Below are 23,886 nucleotides of genomic sequence, written 5' to 3'. Positions count from 1 at the left end.
ACTAGACGTAAAGCTTAACGGCATGTTTTAACTTAAACCAAGCCAAACCTATATATTCATGAATTGCGCGTTGTGACGATAACAAACTTTGCGCATCAAAATACCACCAACTGACTTGCCGCTGCGCAAAGTCACTCGGTGCAGCGCTTACGTTTAACCCTATTTGCTTAAATATCATCATTGACCTAGGCATATGACTTGCCGATGTCACCAGTCTAATTGGTGCATCCATCATTTCAAGTTGCATATATTGCGCTTCTTCGATTGTGTCTTTCGCCAACGGTAACTTGATGATGGTGCTAGGATTGACTCCAAGCTCAACCGCTGCGTCAAACATCACATCCGCATGGGCCCTTTTGTTTATGCCTCCGCTCCATCCACTTACCACCAGCTGACACGCGTGCCCTAAAGATAGCTGTCGAAGTCCCTCACTCAGGCGAGCTAAAGCGGTAGGAGATAATTGCTGTACTGCGGTTTGATTTTTAGCCTCATTATGTCCGCTTCCAAGTACCATGACAAAGCAAGGTTGCTCGATTGGGTCGTGATTCACCGGGTACTTATTTTCAAGTGGCGCAAGCAACATATTGCTACCAAAACCACTACACAAAACTATGAGCATCCCAACCGCAATTGCTAAACTTGCTCGAGCCAACTTTCGATGTCGAATAACGAGGTAACCGAGCGCAATCAAAATGATCACCAACGGCACTGGCATCAGCAGCTGAGAAATTATCTTTTTTAACAAAAACATAGAATAGGTACAGGCTAGCTAAGGTGAATAAACAGCATTGTAACAGTTAATAGTTTGATGGGTAAATTGAAGTATTAATTGCCTGCTAGCAGCAAACATCAGAAAAAGCGTCAATGGTTAAGCTCTAATCGTAAAGAGCAGCATTTTAAATAGGGCATACTAATCGCTGAGCGACGGCGCTAAGTTAGGTACCGTCGCAGCATTGGCAATAGCCTTTATTTTGGTGGACGAGAGTAATGCACGTGCACGATTTTCCAGCCGCTATCTTCTTTCTTCCACACTTGAGATTCGCGTCCGGTATGGTGCACCACTTCGCCTGTTTTAGTTGTGGCATCAAAGTCCCAATAAAAGTCTGCCCAGGCGGTATCTTCTGACAATTGGTTGATATTGATATCACGTAAACGCAAGTCACGCTCAGTAAAATAACCCATGGCGCCAAGGTAAAAAGCTTTTTTTATCTCCGCCCAACCAAACTGGTGACCTCTGGGGTGAATAAAAGAAATTGATTCCGTTTGGCTCCAAATACTTTTAGCCATTTCTAAATCAAGGCGGTTTACCGAATCAGCATATTGCACTAACAAATTATTCAAATCGTCATTGGTATCCGCGTTTGCAGCTGGTACGACAGCCAGTTGCATCAATACCGCAGCTAAACTAGCAAAAAATATTTTCTTCATGGTGAGCTCTTAAAGTGGCTATTTGATTGAATTAACTATAATAACCAGCCTGTTAATGCTGCAGGTAAAGGTAGGCGTAAAAATGGTAAATATCGAACATAAACATTGAAACCAAGAAGGGCTGAATAAGTAAAATGACTGTAATACGCACCACGGCATTTGCCGTGGCAGCCAATGCGTGCGGTACTGTATTAACATAAGCGTTTGCTCAGCATCTAGTGATAGTCATCGCTCAGCGTTAATGACCTCCCCAAAGCCAAGCAGCACCTCGCACGCCAGACGAGCTACCGTGTCGGTTTTTAATGACTGGAGTACGACATTCACCACCGAGTACATACTGAGTTAATATGTTTGGTAATAAGGGATAAATGGCGTCAATATTTGACACTCCCCCGCCAAGCACAATTACATCAGGATCTAAAACATTAATCACATGAGCCAGTGAACGCCCTAGTCTGTTGATATAACGTTCAAAAGCCGCTTGTGCGAGCAGCTCGCCATTATCGAGCTTGGTCGCAAGCTCAATGCCGCTGTTACACTCACCACCAGCAGCTTTATAGTCGCGTACAAACCCGGTTCCCGATAAAAATGTCTCAATACAATCATGTTTTCCGCAAAAACAATCTGTTGAGTTAAACTCATTGTCATGCATCCAAGGTAGGGGGTTATGCCCCCACTCACCCGCAATGCTGTTTCCACCTCGATGAACCTTACCGTTAATCGCAAGTCCCGCGCCGCAACCGGTGCCTAAAATCACGCCAAACACCATATCTTTACCACTTGCGGCGCCATCAACTGCTTCCGATACCGCAAAACAATTCGCATCATTGGCAACCCTCACCTCTCGGCTTAGACGTTGACTTAAATCAACATCAAGTGGTTGACCATTTAACCAAGTCGAATTCGCATTTTTTACCAAACCCGAATAGGGTGAAATAACCCCGGGGATCCCCACTCCTACAGTAGCCTGCTGACCTAAAACCGACTCAGCCCCCTGCACTAATGCACTAATGGTATCTAAAGTTGCAGCATATTCTTTAGGCGTTGGAACCCGTTTACGAAATAGCTCTTCTCCATTAGCGCTTAATGCCACTAACTCTACTTTTGTTCCGCCAAGATCAATGCCTATTCGCAACATGATCACCTATTCCCTAAAGTCGACTGCCTTCATGTGCTAATTATAACGCCTCTATCATTGAGTAAATATGGTGAAGACCACTATAATTGAGCCTAAAGTGATAACAGCTTATTTAAGCCAATGCGGTGCATAAGCAATAAAATATGGGTTCAAAATATCAGATTTTTGATTGTAGTTAAGTGCTATATCACTACCATACTGCAACACTTTACCTCCAGCGCTTTCAAGTACAGCTTGCGCTGCTGCTGTATCCCACTCGCTTGTCAAACCTAACCGTGGGTAAATTTCCGCTTCACCTTCAGCTAACAAACAAAACTTAAGTGAGCTACCAACACTTTTCATTTGATGTGTTCCAAACTCGGCTAAATAAGCTTCTAAACCAGGACTAACGTGGGAACGACTGCCGACCACTCTTGGTAATGTGTTTTTATCCCATTCAATGGTATTTAATGGGCGATTTTTGCCTGCTTGCTTCAACCAAGCGCCCCGCTCAAGGCTACCGAAATAACACTTATCGAGCACTGGAGCAAAAACAACACCTGCGATAGCCTGACCATGGTGAATAAAGGCAATATTAACCGTGAATTCGCCATTTCGATTGATAAACTCTTTGGTGCCATCAAGCGGATCAATTAGCCAGTAGGACTGCCATAGCTTTCGCTGATCCCAAGCAATGGTCGTCGACTCTTCTGACATAATTGGTATATGCGGCGTGAGCTTTTCAAGCGCCGCAACTATAATGTGGTGGCTAGCTAAGTCCGCAGCAGTAACTGGGCTGTCATCGGTTTTAACGTTCACAGTAAAATCATCAGTGGCATAAATAGCCATAATCGCATCACCGGCGGCCATAGCAACATCAACAACTGACTCTAGCCAAGTAGGGTTAAACCGCGGAAAGGCTCATCACTTTGTGATGCTGTTATTGGGGATTGAATTTGACTCAAAGTGCGCTCGCTTATGCTATGTAACTATCGACAATTTATTATGCCATCGACCCCAACCAAAATTTAATAACCATTTGAACATTCTAGGTCTAAAAAAAACTAAGCCAGCAAAACTCAACATTACAAACATCATTATGTTAATCAGGACTTAACAGGAGGTGACGTTTACCTTCAACCATGGTGGCCCCTACTTGCCTATCTGCGCAGCCTTTGCCTGTCTCAATTGATTTTACACACTGATAAACGCGCACATAATCAACTTCAAAAACTTGCGGAAAAACGGTTAGATCAATACCGTTTTCATTGACCTTTTCTGCCCAGTCACCACCCACAGCAAAGTTTATCAATAAATGAAACCGTTGATTGAATGGGGCGTCCATTGCAGCAATATGACTCTCACTCCCCTTCACTAACTCGCTATACCACCCTTGTGAGGTTTGTGTCGCATAATGCACGTCATCAACATACCAGCGGATCTCATCTTGCTCCCACTCAACCGCGTATACATGAAAATCAACGGCAGGGTTAGCATTGTCAGGAAGGCGATAAGCATGCCCTGAGTAGACATTATTAGGCCACTCTTGACCATAATGTAAAGTGCCATGAACTCGCGTTTCCACTTCACTGTTATCCGCAGCATTAGGAGCTAACTTTGCCCCAAGATTAACCGCTTCAACAATATCGATTTCACCGGAGCTAGACCACTCGCCGTATACCCAGTCGGAAGGTAACATCCAAACAGCGCCCCAAGTTCCTTGTCCCATAGGCAATTTAGCGCGTACTTCAAATCGACCATACCGCCACTCACCCTTGCCAACAGTACGCAGTCGCGCTGATGTAAATGCTTTGGTGACTGAGCGATCGTCAATTCGATAATCTAGATGGTCATCTTTATGGGCAGGTCCGCTATATTGCTCTTGTTGAGCCACGATATGCAGCTTCCCTTGAGCAACAAAACTGTTTTCATGACGTTCGGTATAGCATTGAGCTTCTGAATTACCGCCACCGTAGCAATTAATCTCATGGCCCCACTTGGTTAAATCAAGTGCATTGCCATTAAACTCATCACTCCAAACGAGCTGCCATCCTCGTAAACTAGGAGGCGGACTCATTTGGCAAGCACTCACTACCATTAGCAAACCGATGCTTACTGCCCACATGAGTGTGCATCGAGTATTGACTAGCACAAACGCAGTAGGTCGCCAGTAATGGGGAGCCCGTATGCTAAGCCACTTAATCATAAAAGCTTAGTTTCAATACCAGTCTCCATTCATTGACACTCTATCGTTACCGTTTCATCTTTGTGCAACGGCCTGATCTCAATATCTGCAATATTAAGGATTAACGGGCTGGCAGAGGCCAGTGAAAAAGGCGTTGTCACTTTGCCTAAGTCGACGCCTGAATACCTAAAGCATTTAAGGTCAATATTCACCGCTTGCCACTGCTGGGCAGGTAGCGCGTTGAGTGTTGGAGCGATATCTAATGGCTCACCACAATCAGTATCGCACTTCATGGCAATATAGGTTTTTTCAATCAACGGCTCGTTAATGCTGTCTGTTGCATTATCGCTGGAGCCTGCCTGGTCAATTTTTATCGCAAAAGACAATACCGAGTCCGACGCCAAGGAGGCTTTAAAGTCACTGGCTAAATGACTACTAAAATCAATGTACCCGCGCCCAGAGCCATTGAATGCCACCCGCCATGCATCTTCTTGTCGCTCTTTATCAATCGTACGCACATATACGGTACTGCTTTGCTGCATTGCTCCATTGACAGCCAATCGTTGGTCGTCGCTACCGATAAACATTCTCCATGGCGGTTGTACTGCACGTTTAAAAATAGCGACTGATTCTGATTCATCAAGGTGTGGTTGAATTACTTCTGGTAACATACCAAGCTCAACCTCATCAGCATAACTAAGACCAAAACCATAAGAGAACAGTGGTTTATAGTCATCATCAAACCGGTTTACTGCAGTTTGGTCCGGATGGCTTGGCCAGGAGTAAGACAGTTTTCCACTTATATCAAATTTTGGATTAGCCTTATCTTCACTAAACAATACTTCAGCAACCCCAGCGCCTTCACTGCCCGGAAGCCAAGCTGCGACAAAGGCATCGCTGGCATTAAGCTCAGCATTTACCCACATGGGTCTGCCACTGATAAACACCGCAACCACTGGCACCCCTTGAGCTTTGAGTTTTTTCAGTAATGCTAAGTCTCGCTTATTACCTGGCTGATACTCTAAGTCATCGACATCACCATGGCCTTCGGCATAAGGGTCTTCACCAAATACGACTATCGCCACATCAGGTCGAATGGCAAAGCGCCCTTCAGGGTTTAATATCGTTTTGCCACCCGCTTTTGATACTTGTGCTTTTATGCCTTCATAAATCGAGGTTCCACCGGGAAAATCATCATTGGTGTTATTCGTGCCCTGCCAAGTAATGGTCCACCCACCCGACTGCTTACCAATATTATCGGCACCATCACCTGCCACTAGCACAACCTGCTTAGGTGATAACGGCAGTAAGTTGCCATTATTTTTGAGCATTACCAGCGACTCTCTCACCGCTTGCCTCGCAACATCTCGATGTGCTTTCGAGCCGATTAATTCAGTTTTGCCTGATAACGGCCGTTGTGCAGGGCTTGGTTTTTCAAGTAAACCCGCACGCATCTTAACTCGCAGCACCCGGGTCACGGCATCATCTATTCGCGCCATGGGTAGTGCGCCGCTTTTAGCTTGTGCGACAAGGTTATTAAACAAGGGTTTCCATACTGGCGTTGGTGCCATATAAACATCTAACCCAGCAATCGCAGCATCGGAGCAATTATCAACACTGCAACCTTCAATTTGACCATGACCATTCCAATCACCAACTACAAAACCATCAAAGCCCATTTGGTTCTTCAGTACATCAGTTAACAAATACTGATGACCGTGGCTCTTTTTCCCATGCCAGCTATTAAATGAGGCCATCACACTTTGCGCACCAACAGATAAACCACTTACATAACCTTGGGCATGAATATCAAATAAGGCTTGCTCTGTTGCCACATTATCACCTTGGTCTTTACCACCAACGGTGCCACCATCACCCAAAAAGTGTTTAACGGTCGATATAACCCGTTCATCTCCTAGAAAATCTTTATCTGCCGCCCCTTGAAGCCCTTTAACGATTGCAGCAGCATAATCACTGACGATTTGTGGGTCTTCCGAGTAACCTTCATACGTTCGCCCCCAGCGATCATCCCTTACCACCGCCACAGTTGGAGCAAAAACCCAATCGATACCTGTCACCATCACCTCTCTTGCAGTGACGGTGGCTATCTGCTCTATCAGTGCAGGATTATTTGCCGCCCCTAACCCGATATTGTGTGGAAACAGCGTCGCACCAATAACATTGTTATGCCCATGAACGGCATCAGTGCCCCACATTGTCGGGATCGTCGAGCCGTCAATCGAATCATCTATCGAAGCTTGATACATCGATTCAGCCAAGGCTATCCAATCTGCAGGAGTGGCATGTTTGTCACCATTAGGAAAAGAGCCACCACCATTAAGGTAAGAACCGAAGCCGTAAGTACGCATATCCTCAACGGTAATGTCACGGATCTCAGGTTGAATCATCTGTGCAATTTTTTGCTCTATCGTCATGGTTGACACCATCTGTGCGATAGACTTTTCAATATCCGATTGTGGTTTTACAGCAAGTTGTAATTTGGGCCACACGATGGCGGCATCACGAGGCTCTACTGGAAGGTTGGCGTTAGAAGAACAAGCTGTCATCACGATAATTGCTGCCATCATCAATACACCGCTACATAAGATAAAAATTAGGTTTTTTGCGCATGCTGCCAATAAATCGAAACGTACTATATTCATTATCATTATTAAATTCCCTTTCTATGGCCATGGTTGAAAAATCAAACAACATTTCACTCTTAACGCCCCATCCGCCGCGAAAAGCTTAACTTGTTCAATTTGGCCTCATTAGAACATAGAACAAAAATTGCAATTTCACCGCACTATGAATAAAAAAACAGTGGAAGATCAAAGCAACGCAGCAAAATACGGTCACGCAGCTATTAATCACCAGCCTTACTAATAAACCTCTCGCCAAATACCCACACAATAACGAAACAGTACTGCTTATTGCCGCTAATGCCTCACCGCACTATCTGATCTGATTGCTAATTTCGGCCACCATTAGCTGATGAATTTAGCTAAAAAATTGGTGATTTATCTCGATTGTTGACTAAACTCCTATGGAGTAAGTCCAATTTATTATTAGTGAAACGGTTAACGCCTGATAGCGTTAATGTCTGTAGCTTCATTGGTAATAAGCCTTCAATAGCATACGTTTTACCGATGGATATCTACGCTATAAACCGAATTGATACGTCACCAAACTAATATGGAAATTAGAATGAAGCGTCCAACCACTATTGCCATAGCCCTTAGCAGCCTGTTTATGACTTCCTCCGTTTTATCCAATACTGCAGCAGATCTTAAACCTAATATTTACCAACAAACCGGTCTTATTGAGCCTGTACGTCAAACATTACCCCAACGTTTAAGTAAGGTTGAAGCCAGTATCAATAAGCTCATGGCACAACTGACACTTGAAGAAAAAGTGTCATTAATTCATGCCAATGGTAAGTTCAATACCGCAGCGGTTGAACGGTTGGGGATCCATGAAATGTGGTTATCTGATGGCCCTCATGGTGTGCGTCATGAAATTGAACGCCACAGCTGGAACTCAGCTAATTGGAACAGTGATTTTTCAACATACTTGCCAGTGTTAACCGCCGTTGCGGCGAGTTGGAACACCGACATGGCCACCCTACACGGTGCAGTACTCGGCAGTGAAGCACGCCATAGAGGTAAAGATCTGATCCTCGGGCCAGGAGTAAACTTAGCCAGACTGCCGCTTTATGGCCGGAATTTCGAGTATTTAGGTGAAGATCCTTATTTGGCCTCTGCGCTAGTTGTACCGCAGATCAAAGCCATCCAAAAAAATGATGTCGCGGCCACAATCAAACATTACGCACTCAATACCCAAGAGCTCAATCGTACAGGAGTCAATGCAAAACCCGATGAACGTACCTTACGTGAAGTGTATTTACCCGCCTTTGAAGCAGCAGTAAAGCAAGCAAACGTTTATGCCGTTATGGGTGCCTACAATGAATTTAGAGGTACTAACACAAACCAGAGTAAACACTTGGTTACCGACATTTTAAAAGGCGAATGGGGCTTTGAGGGGTTGCTGGTAACAGACTGGAATGTAGACATCAACACTTTTGATGCCGCTATGAATGGACTTGACCTTGAAATGGGGACAGACGTTCCACATTACAAAGATTACTACCTAGCCGACCCTCTCATAAAAATGATTAAAGCGGGCAAAGTACCGATGGGAGTATTAAACGACAAGGTGGCGAGGATCTTAAGGGTACAACTCAGTATTGGTATGATGGACGCATACCGTGTTGCAGGTCAGCGTAATATTGCCGCTCATCAACAAGCCGCGAGAAAAATAGCCGAAGAAGGCATTGTATTACTAAAAAATAGCCGCCAAGTTTTGCCTTTAAAGCAATCCGAAATGAAGAACATCTTAGTATTGGGGCCAAACTTAGACAAACAACATGCTCTTGGCGGTGGGTCGTCTGAAGTTAAATCACTTTACGAAGTCACTCCCCTACAAGGGCTTAAAAGCAAACTGGGCAAATCAACTAATATCAGCGTCATGCGGGCACGCAGTAACCAATTAACCCCGATCAGCAGCGACTACATTGCCACCCGACATTGGACCGGAACGCCCTCTTGGAATGTTAGCTATTTTAGTGATGATTACCGCCAAAATAGGATCAATGAGTCATGGATAACAGACTCAGAATTTAAAGCCACCAGCCTGATAGGTAGCAGCGGCGAACAATTTATCACCATGAAAGCGGCGATAAAACCGCTTAAGTCGGGGATCCATACGCTAAAGCTTACTGCTAAAGGCAAAGTAAACATTAAAGTTGATGGTAAGTCAGAACTGCGCAAAGAGGGAGATTCCGATGACATCGTCACTAAAAAATTATCCCTACACCAAGATAAAGTCTATCAATTTGAAATCGAGTATACCGGTAGTGCAGGCTATACCTTAGGTTGGGACACACCCAATAAGCTGTTTAACAGCCAAGCAGAATATCTGGCAGCAGCAAAAAATGCAGATGCCGTTATTTACTTTGGTGGTCTCAGCCATAGCGATGATAGAGAGTCAATTGATAGAGCCGATATGAAGCTTCCCAACCAGCAAGATGAATTGATAAGCAAACTCATCGAAGCCAATCCCAACACAATCGTTGTGCTCACTGCCGGTAGCGCAGTGGAAATGCCGTGGAAAGATCAGGCCTCAACCATTGTCTGGAACTCATATAGCGGTATGGAAGGCGGGCACGCGATGGCCGATATGTTATTTGGCGACGTAAACCCCAGCGGAAAGATGCCATTCACTCTACCTAAACAACTGGCCGATACCGCGCCTATCGCGTTAAAAGATTACAATGCCACCGAGTCCCTTTACACAGAAGGGGTCTTTATTGGCTATCGTTGGTTTGAACAGCAAAATATTAAGCCATTGTTTAGTTTTGGCCATGGTTTGTCATATACCAGTTTTGTGCTCAGCGACATAAAACTGTCTGCAGCAAGCATTAACCAAGGGGACACGCTCACAGTATCGGCAACGGTGACCAATGCCGGCAAGATGGCAGGAGCAGAAGTCGTTCAGCTATACCTGCGTGATAAAGAGGCCAGTGTCGAGCGACCAACTAAAGAGCTGAAAGGTTTTGCTAAAGTGATGCTGCAACCGGGGGAAAGCAAAATAGTAAACCTACAACTTAATACACGAGATCTGTCTTTCTGGGACGAAAAAAACAATGCTTGGTTAGCAGAAGCCGGAGAGTTTGAAGTCTTGCTCGGTACTAGTTTGGACTATATCCATTTGCAGACAACTTTCTCTTTAAAGTAAACAGGCACCTAGTCGGTTACACCGCTAACAACCTCAGTGCAATAAGTCTTCCGATAGGCTTATTGCACCTTAATTCTAATACAAAAAAATACTTACTTAACTCCCCTGCCAACGCAAAGATACCGTGTGCAATATTAAAGCTAATAGTGTAATTTTACTCATTTGCTGCAATGATAAAATACATATAGATAATAGTTTGTCTTTGTTTTTAATATAAAAAATACTTGTTCGACACTGTTAGCTAATAACTAAATGCTCTAAAATGCGCTTCATTGATAAAAGGGATCCCAATGAAACTAAAACTATTAACAGGACTTTTGCTTTTAGGTTGTAGCTCAGTACAAGCCGCTTGGTGGGTAGAACCAACTGATTTAGCACTTAGAGCCGATATTCAATTACTCGCCGATACCGGAGTGATCCTCCAGCCCGTCACCACTTACCCGTTAATGTGGGCAGGCTTAAAAGCTGATTTAGATAATACCGAACTTGCTAGTCTTTCAACGCAGCAACGCGCAGCTTTTGAGCGAGTCACCCAAGCCTATAAAAATGATCACCGTGCATTTAACACCGAAATCGACCTCGCAGCTGCTACCGACACCACTCGCTTTAATGGCTTTGGTCAAGACTACCGAGATAAAGGCGAAGTATCAGTCAATGCAGAAGTCACTAAAGAGTGGTTCAGTGGCCGCTTATCAGCAAGTTACCATGCTGATCCTATCGACGGTAACAGTGCTCGCTTAGACGACAGCTTTGCTGCCGTCATGTTAGGTAACTGGATTATTAGTGCTGGTGCACAGCAAAAATACTGGGGCCCAGGCTGGGATAGCGGTCTAATTCAAACCACTAACGCTAGACCTATGCCAGGGGTAACGTTAAGTCGTAATAACAGCCAAGCTTTTGAAACGCCATGGCTAAACTGGGTGGGACCATGGACGTTCACCACATCATTTAGCCAAATGGAAAGTGGTCGTCATGTGCCTGACGCTAAGCACTGGGGCGCACGTGGTACCTTAAGACCGATTTCAAAGCTCGAAGTGGGCTTTTCATGGACTATGCTATGGGGCGGCGATGGTTACGGTAATAGTTTAAGCGACTGGTGGGACGGCCTTTCTAACGGCGGCGAACTCATTGGTGAAAACGAGAATGGCCAAGAAAACTTACTCGCCGGTTATGATTTCCGCTGGTCAGATACCGCCTTTGGTATTACCTACGGTATTTACTACGAGCGCACCCATGAAGATTTTCATAACGGTAAAAACCGCTTAATTAACGCAGCAGATATGGGCGGTATTGACTTTGTATTAGCGGACTTAAATACCCGAGTCTTTGTCGAATACTCAGATACTCAAGTCGCCTGTGGTACCGATACCACCATATACAACTGCCTGTATGAACATGGCGCTTACAAAAATGGTTATCGCTACTATGACCGTAGTATCGGTAGCACCTACGATAATGACTCCAAGACATTAGTCATTGGCGGGATCACCCAACTTGGTGGCGGTCAAAGCCTTACCAATAAATTGCGCTTGTTAGACTTAAATACCGACGGCTATGATTCTGGTAATTTAAGTGGTGGAAACCCAGTTTCGCCGGGCGAAAATGAACATGTATACCAATATGACGCCAGCTACCATAGACCTTTTTACCAAGGTACCTTAAAAATGGGTGGCACAGTTAGCTTCAGTAAATATGACACTTCTGGTGGTGACGATTGGGATGCAACACTGTATGCCGGTTGGGAGCGTAGCTTTTAATCGTTGATTAATCATCAACTCATGTAAGCGAACAATAAAAAGGAGTAAACCTAATAAGGCTTACTCCTTTTTTATGGGTCTTCAACCAACGTATGTGCGTCATTACTGCGCTATTACAAATCAAGCACTCACAATGCTACTCAATTAATACCGAGTACTCATCTAGACAGGTATGGCCTCGAGCAGATAAAAAGCTTAACAGCGCCTCTGGACTGCGATTAAGGAGTCTTTCGATTGGAAACGCTACCGCATCAATTATCTCGATTGATTTTTCAAACCCGCCTAAACTAAAAGCCACATGGGAATCAGAACCCATCACCAACAAACCGCCCGCATCTTTAACCGCTGTAGCAATCGCGATACAGTTGCCTTCACTGCCTTTTCTAGAGCTTAAAAATGACGAGTTATTAATTTCAAGTGCCACATTATGTTTTGCAGCAGCCTGTGCCACAGCCTGAATATCTATCGGATACGCGGGGTTGCCAGGGTGAGTAATAATGTCGACCTTGCCACTTTCAATGCAATTAATTAACGCTTTAGTATGCTGCGCTTTTGTTGATGGCGGAAAAACGGGTTCATGAAAACCTGCCAGCACAATATCAAGCTGCTTTAAATATTCACCAAAAAAGTCAATCTCGCCCAACTCATTTTTAATATTGGCTTCAATACCACGTAATACACCAACACCATCAATCACTCTCGGGATCACCCGCATATTCACAAAATGCCAAAAATGCGGTGCATCGGCCATATCAGGGCCATGATCGGTAATCGCAAATAACTTAATGCCTTTTTCTTTCGCAACGTGCAGGTAATCATGCACAGTACTATACGCATGGGTTGACGCAATAGTATGGGCATGGATATCGACTAAAAATTTCATCAACGGCCTCGTTTTCAAACAAAAAAGGTAGACGCTTAGTCTACCTTTATCCTGTTGCTTTCTCTATGATTCATCACGCTTAACGGAGCACTAGCTCTCTTGGGTTAAGCGACTTTCTAACTCTTCCCAGCTCTGCCTTTTACGGTAGATTGTCGAGGCGCTAATATCGAGTAGCGCCGCAGCTTTAGGTACATTACCGTCACAAAAAGCTATTGCGTCCTCAATAGTCTGTTTCTCTGTTACCCATAGTGGTACCACATCGGCGGCTACGGTAGGCGATGCTGTTGTCGGTGTAGCAACCTCTATTGCCCCTTGCACAACCGAGTCATTATTAACATCTGAAAAATGACTTTCGCTACTTGCTGCTTGCTGCGTAGCCCGTTTAATGTTGAGATCTGCGGTCACCTGAATAGGTAACATATCTAATTCAACCGTAGCTGCATCATTGAGTACCACAACCTGCCGGATAACATTTTGCAACTGCCTTACGTTACCGGGCCACTGATAATTTTTAAGGCATTGTTTTGCCTCTGTGCTAAAGCCTTTAAACTGTTTACCTTCTTCTTTGTTATATTCTTTAAGCAGTTTGTTCGCCAGTAGCAAGATATCTTTACCGCGCATTCTTAATGGCGGCAATTCGATAGGGATCACATGCAATCGATAAAATAAATCTTCTCTAAAACGGCCAGCTTTTACTTCATCCCACGGGGCACGGTTGGTCGCACTAACAAAGCGCACATCAACCTTTTCCTCTTTAGTGCCGCCGACTCGTTGAAACACTCCCGTTTGAATAAAGCGCAATAACTTACTTTGTAGTTCTAAGTCCATTTCGCAAATTTCATCAAGAAACAACGTGCCGTTATGGGCCCGAGTTGCCGCCCCATCACGATTCGCAATCGCACCGGTAAACGCGCCTTTGGTATGACCAAAAATTTCACTTTCAATCAAGTCTTTGGGGATTGAGGCACAGTTAAGTGCAACAAAGGCTTCATCGCGGCGGCTACCGGCGTTATGAATAGCGTTAGCGCAGACCTCTTTACCTGTGCCACTTTCGCCCACTATAAAGGCCGATGCCTTACTGTTGGCGACACAATCAATGGTTTTATAAACGGTTTGCATCGCCAGTGATTCACCAATAAACCCCATGTAATGCGGCTTAGGCAAACTGCTTTCATACTTTGCGACTAAATTGACTAATTGGCGTTGTTTAAGGGCGTTACGAACGGTAATAGAGAGACGCTTTGCATCAAAGGGTTTGACTAAAAAGTCAAACGCGCCTGCCCGCATAGCGTCAACGGCGAGGTCGATAGTGCCATGTGCAGTGATCATAATAACGGTAATATCAGGGTATTGTTTTTGCACGATATCAAGAATGTCCATGCCAGACATATCGGGTAGTTTAATATCCAGTACCAGTAGATCGGGTTGCCACTGCTTTAGCTCATTAAGTGCATCTTCACCATGATTAACCAGGGTTACTTTAGCGCCATCAGCACGTAAGTATTCGGTATATAACGCGCCAAGTGACATGCTATCTTCTACGAGTAAAGCGGTAAACGAGCTAGTTATATCCATATAAACATCAACCTATTCATTTTACTATTCGAAAACGCTAAATGCTGCTTTGTAAAGTAAGTGTGCGACGCGATTACAAGATTCAAGGTCATCTTTAGAGTCTAGCAGGGATCGACTCCATCCGTTTTATCCTTACAACCATCACTCACGCCAAACGGGCTTTAAATACTGTTAAAGTTTGCTCTCCAATATCGATGGTTTGGCTGAGTAACTGCGACACTTCATTAATATCTCCTTGTTTAGCACTAAATTCAAGCGCTTTGGCAGCGGCACTTAATGCTTGAGCACCAAAACTCGCAGCGCTGCTTTTAAGCGTGTGGGCTTGTATGTCGGCTTCACTTAAATCACAGTCACCCTGCTTTTGGTAGGTCTGCAACAGCGACTTTAGCACGTTGATGCGCTCTTGGGCCTCATCCAGAAATACGCTGAACATTCTTACCATTGCCTCTTCACCTAGCATACTACTGAGCTCTGCCAGTGTGGCCTCATCAAGGAGTTCCGCCTCTGCTGTAACCGATGGTTCCGGCTGGTTCTCGGTCAAATTATCTACCTCTTCAGGTTCTTGGGTTAACTGAGTTTCGTCAATGTACTTAGGGCCCGTTTTTACAGGCTCAGTATCGGCCTCAGTGTTTGTGTTATCACACTGCCCCTCCCCTGGAGTATACGCTAAAGCCGTTGCACTCGTAGTTTGAGCAGGGGCATCTTCAATAAAGCTCGGCTCATTACTGTATTGATCATAGCCGCTAGACTCGTGTTCTGCCTGCGCTACAACATCAGTATGTGTCAGCCAATGGTTAACTGCATTAATTAACTGCGCGCTGTTAACCGGTTTGGGGACAAAGTCTTTCATGCCCACATTCATGCACAATTCGACATCTTCTTTTTGCACATTAGCGGTCATCGCAATAATAATTTGTTGCGGATCTTGCCGTAAAATATGCCCTGTCGCCTCGACCCCGTCCATCTCTGGCATTCTCATATCCATTAATATCAACGCATATTCTTTGCTCGCAGCCATACTGACGGCTTCTTTACCGTTATTAGCAACTTCAACATTAAAGCCAGCTTTATTGAGTAACGCACAGGCAACTAGCTGATTAGCAGGGCTGTCTTCAGCTAATAAAAGTGGTAACTGCGTTTGGCTTTTATTGTTAAGAACCTCAGCTTGGGGGCTAAGCGCGGGGCTGACATGGGGCTCACCACTGAGTAGCGCCAGCATCATGTCACGGCTAAGCGGTTTGTTGACCACTTGCTCAAGCCCCACCGCAGCCAGTAGTTTTGACGCTTCAGGCAAGACAACCGTCATCAGCGCCGCCATTAACGCTTCATCATGCAAGTAGGAAGTTTTTATTGCATTGGCTTGCCCAATACTCAGGTTAACAAGGCAGTGCTCGTCAATTAATACTAGATTAAATCGCCCTTGCACTTTCAGTACATCAAAGACCTGGTCAATGCTAGCCACACAGATAGTGCTAACCCCATATTGTCGGTATTGTTTTTCAAATAGTTCGCAATAAGTTGAGTTGGGATGCACTAATAACACCCGAGCATGTGCCGGAACGGCGTCTAATTGCGATAAAGCTTGACCCGCAGTGCTGTTATCTAGCTCCAGTAATACATCAAAGCTAAAACAACTTCCTCGTCCGGGTTGACTACGAACCGCAATATTGCCGTCCATGCGATTAATCAATTCAGCACAAATCGCTAACCCAAGACCTGTACCACTGTAATTGGTATTGTACTCATCATGGATCTGACTAAATTCTTTAAACAAGGTATCTTGCGCTTCTGCAGTGATCCCAATGCCTTGATCTGAGACAGTACAACATAGCTGAACTTTATTGGACGGCGCCTCAACTAACCACAGCTCAACCGCAACACACCCTCCCGATGAAAACTTAATGGCATTATCAACAAGATTTTGCACCACTTGCCGTAAGCGTTGGCCATCACCGAGAAGGCTTTCAGGCACATTACAATTAACAAAGCTGGCTAATGAAATGCCTTTATCTTGCGCTTTGGGAGACAAAATTTGTAATACCTGGCTGACCAATTTTGCTGCTGAAAAAGAACTCTTTTCCAATAACATTTGCCCAGCTTCAATTTTAGAAAAGTCCAGAATGTCATTAATCGTACTTAACAATGCTGTACCGGCTTCTTTAGCGGTATTGGCATAAATACGTTGCTCTTTATTCAGTTTAGAGTCCAAGATCAACTCAACACTACCTAGCACTGCATTCAAAGGTGAACGGATCTCATGGCTCATCGTCGCCAAGAATCTCGATTTGGCCTTACTGCCTTGCTCTGCTTGATCTTTGGCTAACTTGAGTTGTTTTTCATATTCAAGGCGGCTGGAAATATCACGAATAAATGCCGTTAAAAGCATTTCGTCGCCTAACTGCACAGGGATCATGGTTAGTTCAATAGCAATTGACTGCCCTTTAAGGCTGGTTGCATACATTTCAGTGGCATGTTTTATGCCTTTACCCTCACCTGTACGGCGATATTGCTCAAGCATCTCTTTAAAGGCAATTGTGGTCTCACCTCTAAACAGCCGCTGCGCCATTAACTCACCAATTAAATCATGCTGACGGGCTTGAAATAGCTCACAAGCGGAATCATTAACTTCTAGAATTTCACCAGTGATATCAATCGTAATAAGTGCATCTTTACTGCCTTGGAGTGTCGCCAACAAGATAGACTCTGTACGCTGAGCAGCCACTTCAGCACGCTTAACCTCACTTAAGTCTTTAATTAAACCAAGGAACAACAGCTCACCGTCCAGCTCCATTTTTGAAATCGCTAACTCAATTGGAAAAACCTGACCCGCTTTATGCTGCGCCAATAACTCTCGACCTTTACCGATAATTTTAGACTCACCACTTTCAAGGTATTGACGAATATAACCATTATGTAGATGTCGTTCTGATAATGGTAAAAGCAGCGACACATTCTCGCCAACTAACTCACTGTCTTTATAGCCAAAAAGGCGACTAACAGCGGGGTTAACTTCGCTTATCTTGCCGTGAGTGTTAATAATGACATACCCATCCAATGCCGTGCCTAAAATGGTACTTAAACGAGTATTTGCGTTCTCCAATGCATGGGTCTTAATATCAATATGTTCAACCATTTGATTAAATGCACCAGCGGCTTGTCCAATTTCATCTTGCGATGTTATTGGTAACTTAACCTGTTTTTCACCAGAAAATACTCGCTTTGAGGCCAACTTCAATTGCTGCAAATTTCGCGTTAAATAATGACCTAACATCCAAGAAAACAGTGCGACAAGAACCATTTCGAGTGCGGCGATAAACAAAAACTGCTTAGTCGCGTCAGCGATAAAAGCATCTAGTTTAGACACTTCTACCCCCAGCTCGACACGGCCATAAACAATACCGGACTCGCTAACATCAGCCTCGATATCAAATATGCCATCATCAACTGTGGTCACCTTGGTGTCTCGCGCCGCAAGGTGCTCCTCACCGCTTATCAAACTTCGACTAACTAGAAGATGCTCTTGGTTGAACACACTGACATACTGCACTTGATTGGTTGCTATAAGCTCGTTAGCTAAATTATTCAGTGTCGATAAGTCGGTACTTAACACGGCATCTTTGGCCGCGGCAGCAAACAAGGTCACCATTGATTGCGCTCGGTTTTCGATCTCTGATTCATTCGATGACTTTAAATAACTAATGCTGGTGTATACCAGTAACATCAATAGCAGACCTTCAATAATCGCGATGCCCAGTATTGTTTTTAGTCGAAATGACATTATCTTGCCTCCTGCAATCGAATGCTCTTAGCGCCAAGGTTGAGGGTTCGTACATTGTCCCAATCATTGTCGTTGGCAGGTTCTAAGGCATTAAAGCCTAGGTTGCTAAGTAGCTGCTGCCCTTGTTCTGAATCAAACAACGCAACCAATTCGCCTTGTAACGCAACTCGTGTGCTAGCAGACACTCGCGGATGAACAGCTATAGCGTGTGGCGTATAGGCTGGCGTAGTCCATAAAATTCGCAGTTTAGATTTAACTGCAGCTGGTAAGTTATTAAAAGTGCGGCCAACCCCACCACCAGCTGCAAATAGGCCATTAGATACCGCCATGTACACAGAGTCATGGGAACCAACATACACAGGGGTGAAGTCAATATTGCGTTGTTTTAAGTTTGCTCGGGGGATCATACTGGCAGCAAAGGCACCAGGGGCCGGAAACGCGAGAGTTTGCCCCTTAAGTGCTTCAAGATCTTTATCTGATGTGGTAATAGGGACAACGATAATCCCTTTAAGCATTTTGTCGGTTTCCTTAACCAAGGCCTGATAACCTTGGGCTTGATTAAACTGCACATAATGATGTGGGTTCATATAAGCAATATCGTACTCACCCTTTGCAAGCCTAGCCTCAAAGGTTGGAATATCTGGCGCCGTTGCAAAACGCAAATCTAGCTTTGCATTTTGCGAAACCTCGGCCAATAACGGCCCCCACACTTTGGCCAAAGTACTGGCAGCTTGTTGTGGAACCACACCAAAAACTAGCGTTTGAGGCAATGGCTCAGCTTTTGCCACCGCTGTACCCAGCTGAAATAATAAGAGCAAAGCACTATATAACAGTGCTTTAACTGTGTAGAGGCAATCATCACCGGCTCGACTAATCATTAAAAACATACAGCTCTACCTTTGATAAGCATTTATTTGCATTTTACTAATAGCAGCAATAAGCACGCCAATCTGATAACCGTAAAAAACCGGATCTAATATTTAATTTATTGTTTTATGACAAACACTTAAATACTGAAGTTCAGCTGCTTAAATATGAAGCAGGCATTTGCATTTTGCAATGGTGTTGTTTGACTTAGATTAGTGATCAGGCTTGAACGTTATGATCTGTTTTAAATACTTAAACCATAATATCGACTGAGTTGAACCAGTTTGAATACTGCTTAGCTATACGGTAACTCAAAGATAGAACAGACGCCGTAATGGCTAATAACCTTTGTATGAATGAGGAGGTGTTTGGGTGCAGAGCTTATCGATAAGGTCAAAAAAGGCGCTGTTAAACAGCGCCTTTCGCAAGTATTTCGGTGTTTTTAAATAAGCACTAACAAAGGCTTATTTACACGTGATAATCAGTAGCTCGTTATCAAGGTCAATTACTTCAGTTTCATCACCTTGATGACATGTGCGCTCTTTAATCGTTACAGGTTTGCCGCTATCGGTATAAGGCTTACCCGAAGATTGATCGACCACAATCGCAATCGCCATTGCCGTCATCGCCACTGCAAACGCTGGATAATGGTGATGGTGATTATCAACAATCACAACCTTACCACCGTGCCAGTTACGCCATCCTGGTACAATCGGTCTGTACCATGGGCCACGAATTGGCTGCACTACAATCGGCTTTGGTGTCGGCTTAACAATAACAACATTGTTGTGCTTGTTATTATGTTTATTACCTGGGGCTACAATCACAGTATTGTTATTGTGCTTGTTATTATGTTTGTTACCAGGGTTTACAATCACAGTATTGTTATTGTGCTTGTTATTATTTTTATTGTGATTATCGCCCTTCCTATTATTCTGATTGATAATCACAGTGTTATTACTGTTTTTGTTATTGTTTTTTATAATTCTGCTGCCGATTTTATCGTTAGAGTCATTATTAATCAGGCGATTATTAGGCTCTGCAGCAACAACACCTGAAAAGGTGATAATTGAAAGTGCCGTCAAAGTTGACAACACTCTATAAAGTTTGTTTTTCATGATGACTCCTAAATTAAAGGCATGTTTTATACATTAGGTATAGCGCAAGCTCAACAGCTAGTGGTTAATCTTTACCTTAATTTAATTTCATACAGAGAAGCTTTTTATAAACTTTATATTTAAATGCAGAGCGCACCATTTAAGCCTTTGTTTTGTTTGCACATAAAATATAAATTTAAGCAAAAAAACATAAAACCACCAACCGTAACACTTGCGAACAAATAAAAAACAAAGAGCCACCAGCCACAACATTTACAAACACTGCATTCACTTTAATAAAGCATAATCAAGAAAATACCTAAAAATGAATATACTAGCCAATATAATTGAATTAGCCGCATTATTCATTGCAAATATAAAGTGGAAACATGTGAAAATATATTCAAAAATGCAATGACTTACAACCTTACTCAATAAAACCAAATAAGTTGTGTTTCATATTCACTAAACCTAGCTGTTTCAATATATTTAAAGGCTCGATATCTCCTTTATTTGGTTAGCAACTTAGCTGTCTACAACATGGTTAATATCCAGCACTGTGTTTGCATTTTGCAACTCAGCAGCATTTCAAGCTGCCAGTAAAAAATAATATAAAATAAAGAAATGTAAATATAGTTATTCATAAACAAGGGTATAGCTTGTTATTAGGCTACTTGGCATGACGTTTGCCTTATTCATGATATCACCCAATCATTTTGCGAATAAAGGCTATGGCTACATCAACAGCGTCCCAAACAAAACATACGTATCATGTCATGATAGTAGATGACTGCTACAGTGAACGCTGCTTATTAAGCAGCTTACTTAACGCGATGGGATTGCATGTGGTTGACTTTGCCAATGCCGAAGCTGCCATTGAACACCTTAAAGACCATGCAATCGACCTTGTTATTACCGATTGGATGATGCCAAAAATGAGCGGTATTGAATTTTGCAAAATGCTCAAAAGCAAATCCAATAGCCCCTATACCATATTGCTGACCGGTAATAGTGAAAATACACATATCGTTGAGGGAATTAACTCGGGCGCAGACGATTACATTGCTAAGCCTTTTAATAGCCCAGTACTCAAAGCTAGGATCCACGCAGGACTTCGCGTCATTACAATGCAGCGACAATTGGCTGCCAAAAATCACACTTTGAATCACCTTCTCGCCAAAGAGCAACAATACCTTAGCGAGCTCAAACAAGATCTAGCCCTTGCAGCCCAACTGCAACAAGCCCTGCTACCCAATAACAGCGAGCTCAACCAGCAGTGGAAGGTAAACTGTCAGTTCAAACCCGCACAGGATTTAGCCGGCGATATTTTCCAATGTTTTAATATTGACGATCAGCATATTGGTTTTTACCTGCTTGATGTCAGTGGCCACGGTACAGCAGCCTCGATGCAAAGTTTTACGCTGGCGCAAAACCTGACAAACAACCGTGAAGCTTGGCAAGCTTTAGATGTATGCAAATTGGTTAATACCCTTAATCATGAATTTGTAGATCCACAAAATAATGGTTGCTTTGCCACCATGGTGATAGGCATTGCCAATACTCACACCGGCCGCGTGAGGCTCATCAACGCAGGCCACCCAGCTCCCATTGTCATTAATCAGCAGCAAGCCTACTTTGTCGATGAAACCCGAATCAACATTGAAACGCAGTTGCCACTGGGGATCCGTAAAAATTATCAATATAGCTGCAGTGAGTTCTCATTAGTCCAACAAGAACATTTATTACTATACTCAGATGGGATTTATGAGTGTAAGCATTCAAAACATGGCTTCTTTGGTCAAGACAGATTACTGAGCATTATTAATGGTGCTAGAACCTTACAGCCTACGTCATTACTGCACCACCTCACTCACAGTTGTGACCTATGGCAAGAGAAACAAGCCCAAGATGATATTTCGTTGATGATGATTTCAACCCAGTCAGCTTCAAATATACCGACGACTAAACAGTCGATTCACCATTAACAAGGAGATTGCGATGAATAGCCTACAAATAAAGCTTAATAACACCGTATTAGCTGAGCAATCTCTTTGCCAACAAATAGAGCAATTTATGTTGTATAACAGCATCAGTTCTTCACACAGGTTTAAAATTGTCACCTGCGTATTAGAAGCCGTTGCCAATGTTATGCAACACACCAATGATAAAGATGCCGAAATGATCTTGATCCTCCATAACCGCGACAACAAAGTTATAATTGATTTGCTAGACAATTCGCCACTACACAACAGCCAAACGCCTGATAAATGCCCTGATATCTATTGCGAATCTGGCCGTGGTTTATGGATAATGGAAAACTGGATGGATAGCGTAAAAGTGAAGCAATCAGCAACAGGTACTCACTTACAGTTAAGCTTATCGACTCTGTGAGATTGTAAAGGGTCGTTTGACCAAGCGCTTTGAATATCATGAGAAAGTAACGACAGATAAACCATCAAAGTAAACGTTCAATGACTGCCGCACCTTTTGGATTTATACAAATAGTGAAATATTCATCATAAGCCAATGCACATATTTTCTTAGGCAATGCCTGGCGTTTCAGCATTTTGTTGCAGTTCAATAATTCCCCTTGCGCAGCTCAAGCTAAAGCTTGCATTTCACAATGGTTCATCATGCCGTGCACTTGCTTTCACCTTAACGATGGCGTCATATCTGAGCCGGCTTATCTTAGAAGTACCACCAGGTTGACAACCACTAGCTCAACGTTGCAGCGCAAATCTAAACTGTCTCCTCACCTTAATTAAGTTATTAGTTTCAACAACGGCTCACTAAATTTGATGTGCTAGAAAGCGATTCAAACCCCGTTCATATTGCTTTGCATATTAAGAATATAATGCGACGAACACGTTCTCAAAATCGTAATAACTCTAAAAAATCTTTAAAAACAGTGACTAGCAAGTTGGCACACTAGCTGCATTATCTATACGTATATTAGCCACATCAACCTATACGCGCCATGAACAATTATTTGTTTTAGCTGCATTAGATACATTGCTTAACAGCAAACTAGGAGCTCACTATGCAATTTTCACCTTTAGCACAGAGTAACGCTTGCAAAATCACTCTACCTATTGAAATGGTTATGACACAAACTCCCACACTGCGTGCCGCCATTTTGCAACAGATAAGTAGCGGCATGACACAACTGGTGATTGACTTAAAACAAGTGCAATACATTGACTCAAGCGGTCTATCAGTATTGATTTCTGCTCTTAAAAAAATTGAAGAATATAACGGTGAAATCGTACTACTTTCTCCCACTCCTGGGGTTAAAGCATTAATCGAACTTACTCGTTTACATCAAGTATTTACTATTTACGAAGACGAAGCCGCTGCCATTGACTACATTTGTAATGAGCTAGTGAACTAGCTAGTAACACAT

15 protein-coding genes and 1 pseudogene are annotated in these 23,886 nt (G+C 43.4%); 5 read left to right on the top strand and 11 right to left on the bottom strand.

The annotated features are described in order from the left end of the window. Position 1: 1 nt before the first annotated feature. The 6 genes and pseudogenes from RGE70_RS06080 to RGE70_RS06055 all read right to left on the bottom strand — a co-directional run bounded on the left by RGE70_RS06080 (position 2) and on the right by RGE70_RS06055 (position 7,318). Entirely contained in the window at positions 2 to 751 is a 750-nt protein-coding gene (locus tag RGE70_RS06080; RefSeq protein ID WP_310470636.1) for a YdcF family protein, read from the bottom strand. A gap of 215 nt (positions 752 to 966) precedes the next feature. Further along, positions 967 to 1,428: a YybH family protein gene (locus RGE70_RS06075; protein ID WP_310470635.1), complete on the bottom strand. Its 462-nt coding sequence runs from the start codon at positions 1,426 to 1,428 to the stop codon at positions 967 to 969. A gap of 238 nt (positions 1,429 to 1,666) precedes the next feature. Then, the gene (gene mak, locus RGE70_RS06070; protein ID WP_310470634.1) at positions 1,667 to 2,566 is read right to left on the bottom strand and encodes a fructokinase; all 900 of its coding nucleotides are present in this window, start codon (positions 2,564 to 2,566) and stop codon (positions 1,667 to 1,669) included. 108 nt (positions 2,567 to 2,674) lie between these two features. Next, positions 2,675 to 3,439, bottom strand: a pseudogene (cysQ, locus tag RGE70_RS06065) (3'(2'),5'-bisphosphate nucleotidase CysQ); the annotation flags it as partial. Between the two features lie 208 nt (positions 3,440 to 3,647). Next, a complete protein-coding gene (locus RGE70_RS06060) occupies positions 3,648 to 4,622 on the bottom strand; it encodes a glycoside hydrolase family 16 protein (RefSeq protein ID WP_310470633.1) in 975 nt (324 codons plus the stop codon). A gap of 158 nt (positions 4,623 to 4,780) precedes the next feature. Beyond that, positions 4,781 to 7,318: a glycoside hydrolase family 3 protein gene (locus RGE70_RS06055; RefSeq protein WP_375087935.1), complete on the bottom strand. Its 2,538-nt coding sequence runs from the start codon at positions 7,316 to 7,318 to the stop codon at positions 4,781 to 4,783. Positions 7,319 to 7,937: 619 nt separating this feature from the next. On the opposite strand from RGE70_RS06055, the gene RGE70_RS06050 reads away from it, so the two are divergent. Both RGE70_RS06050 and RGE70_RS06045 read left to right on the top strand, forming a co-directional pair. Further along, complete coding sequence (locus RGE70_RS06050) at positions 7,938 to 10,526, top strand: glycoside hydrolase family 3 C-terminal domain-containing protein (RefSeq protein ID WP_310470632.1); 2,589 nt, start codon at positions 7,938 to 7,940, stop codon at positions 10,524 to 10,526. Between the two features lie 290 nt (positions 10,527 to 10,816). After that, a complete protein-coding gene (locus tag RGE70_RS06045; RefSeq protein ID WP_310470631.1) occupies positions 10,817 to 12,283 on the top strand; it encodes a capsule assembly Wzi family protein in 1,467 nt (488 codons plus the stop codon). Positions 12,284 to 12,419: 136 nt separating this feature from the next. Here the strand turns inward: RGE70_RS06045 and RGE70_RS06040 are convergent, their stop codons facing one another. From RGE70_RS06040 to RGE70_RS06020, 5 genes are all read right to left on the bottom strand, one after another. Next, positions 12,420 to 13,166: a phosphatase gene (locus RGE70_RS06040; protein WP_310470630.1), complete on the bottom strand. Its 747-nt coding sequence runs from the start codon at positions 13,164 to 13,166 to the stop codon at positions 12,420 to 12,422. Between the two features lie 90 nt (positions 13,167 to 13,256). After that, the gene (locus tag RGE70_RS06035) at positions 13,257 to 14,741 is read right to left on the bottom strand and encodes a sigma-54-dependent transcriptional regulator (RefSeq protein WP_310470629.1); all 1,485 of its coding nucleotides are present in this window, start codon (positions 14,739 to 14,741) and stop codon (positions 13,257 to 13,259) included. Positions 14,742 to 14,886: 145 nt separating this feature from the next. Then, entirely contained in the window at positions 14,887 to 18,519 is a 3,633-nt protein-coding gene (locus RGE70_RS06030) for a PAS domain S-box protein (RefSeq protein WP_310470628.1), read from the bottom strand. Continuing rightward, positions 18,519 to 19,406: a PhnD/SsuA/transferrin family substrate-binding protein gene (locus RGE70_RS06025; RefSeq protein WP_310470627.1), complete on the bottom strand. Its 888-nt coding sequence runs from the start codon at positions 19,404 to 19,406 to the stop codon at positions 18,519 to 18,521. Before RGE70_RS06025 ends, RGE70_RS06030 begins: the two co-directional genes overlap by 1 nt. A 444-nt stretch (positions 19,407 to 19,850) precedes the next feature. Then, complete coding sequence (locus tag RGE70_RS06020; protein ID WP_310470626.1) at positions 19,851 to 20,504, bottom strand: hypothetical protein; 654 nt, start codon at positions 20,502 to 20,504, stop codon at positions 19,851 to 19,853. A gap of 755 nt (positions 20,505 to 21,259) precedes the next feature. Between RGE70_RS06020 and RGE70_RS06015 the strand changes: the two genes are divergently transcribed. The 3 genes from RGE70_RS06015 to RGE70_RS06005 all read left to right on the top strand — a co-directional run bounded on the left by RGE70_RS06015 (position 21,260) and on the right by RGE70_RS06005 (position 23,874). Then, on the top strand, positions 21,260 to 22,468 hold the full coding sequence (locus tag RGE70_RS06015) for a SpoIIE family protein phosphatase (protein ID WP_310470625.1): 1,209 nt from the start codon (positions 21,260 to 21,262) through the stop codon (positions 22,466 to 22,468). Positions 22,469 to 22,481: 13 nt separating this feature from the next. Beyond that, entirely contained in the window at positions 22,482 to 22,874 is a 393-nt protein-coding gene (locus RGE70_RS06010; RefSeq protein WP_310470624.1) for an ATP-binding protein, read from the top strand. Between the two features lie 649 nt (positions 22,875 to 23,523). Continuing rightward, positions 23,524 to 23,874 (top strand): STAS domain-containing protein, encoded by a 351-nt coding sequence (locus RGE70_RS06005; protein WP_310470623.1) that lies wholly within the window; start codon positions 23,524 to 23,526, stop codon positions 23,872 to 23,874. Positions 23,875 to 23,886 lie beyond the last annotated feature (12 nt).

Source organism: Shewanella youngdeokensis (assembly GCF_033180165.1).
GTDB classification, from domain to species: domain Bacteria; phylum Pseudomonadota; class Gammaproteobacteria; order Enterobacterales; family Shewanellaceae; genus Shewanella; species Shewanella youngdeokensis.
Note: the sequence above shows the minus strand (reverse complement) of the source record. Positions and strands in the feature narration are given on the sequence as shown.

What these genes read in the sequence shown, in the direction of transcription:
- RGE70_RS06080 (WP_310470636.1), bottom strand. Translation starts at nt 751, where the DNA reads ATGTTTTTGTTAAAAAAGATAATTTCTCAGCTGCTGATGCCAGTGCCG.
- RGE70_RS06075 (WP_310470635.1), bottom strand. Translation starts at nt 1,428, where the DNA reads ATGAAGAAAATATTTTTTGCTAGTTTAGCTGCGGTATTGATGCAACTG.
- mak (WP_310470634.1), bottom strand. Translation starts at nt 2,566, where the DNA reads ATGTTGCGAATAGGCATTGATCTTGGCGGAACAAAAGTAGAGTTAGTG.
- RGE70_RS06060 (WP_310470633.1), bottom strand. Translation starts at nt 4,622, where the DNA reads ATGAGTCCGCCTCCTAGTTTACGAGGATGGCAGCTCGTTTGGAGTGAT.
- RGE70_RS06055 (WP_375087935.1), bottom strand. Translation starts at nt 7,318, where the DNA reads ATGATGGCAGCAATTATCGTGATGACAGCTTGTTCTTCTAACGCCAAC.
- RGE70_RS06050 (WP_310470632.1), top strand. Translation starts at nt 7,938, where the DNA reads ATGAAGCGTCCAACCACTATTGCCATAGCCCTTAGCAGCCTGTTTATG.
- RGE70_RS06045 (WP_310470631.1), top strand. Translation starts at nt 10,817, where the DNA reads ATGAAACTAAAACTATTAACAGGACTTTTGCTTTTAGGTTGTAGCTCA.
- RGE70_RS06040 (WP_310470630.1), bottom strand. Translation starts at nt 13,166, where the DNA reads ATGAAATTTTTAGTCGATATCCATGCCCATACTATTGCGTCAACCCAT.
- RGE70_RS06035 (WP_310470629.1), bottom strand. Translation starts at nt 14,741, where the DNA reads ATGGATATAACTAGCTCGTTTACCGCTTTACTCGTAGAAGATAGCATG.
- RGE70_RS06030 (WP_310470628.1), bottom strand. Translation starts at nt 18,519, where the DNA reads ATGTCATTTCGACTAAAAACAATACTGGGCATCGCGATTATTGAAGGT.
- RGE70_RS06025 (WP_310470627.1), bottom strand. Translation starts at nt 19,406, where the DNA reads ATGTTTTTAATGATTAGTCGAGCCGGTGATGATTGCCTCTACACAGTT.
- RGE70_RS06020 (WP_310470626.1), bottom strand. Translation starts at nt 20,504, where the DNA reads ATGAAAAACAAACTTTATAGAGTGTTGTCAACTTTGACGGCACTTTCA.
- RGE70_RS06015 (WP_310470625.1), top strand. Translation starts at nt 21,260, where the DNA reads ATGATAGTAGATGACTGCTACAGTGAACGCTGCTTATTAAGCAGCTTA.
- RGE70_RS06010 (WP_310470624.1), top strand. Translation starts at nt 22,482, where the DNA reads ATGAATAGCCTACAAATAAAGCTTAATAACACCGTATTAGCTGAGCAA.
- RGE70_RS06005 (WP_310470623.1), top strand. Translation starts at nt 23,524, where the DNA reads ATGCAATTTTCACCTTTAGCACAGAGTAACGCTTGCAAAATCACTCTA.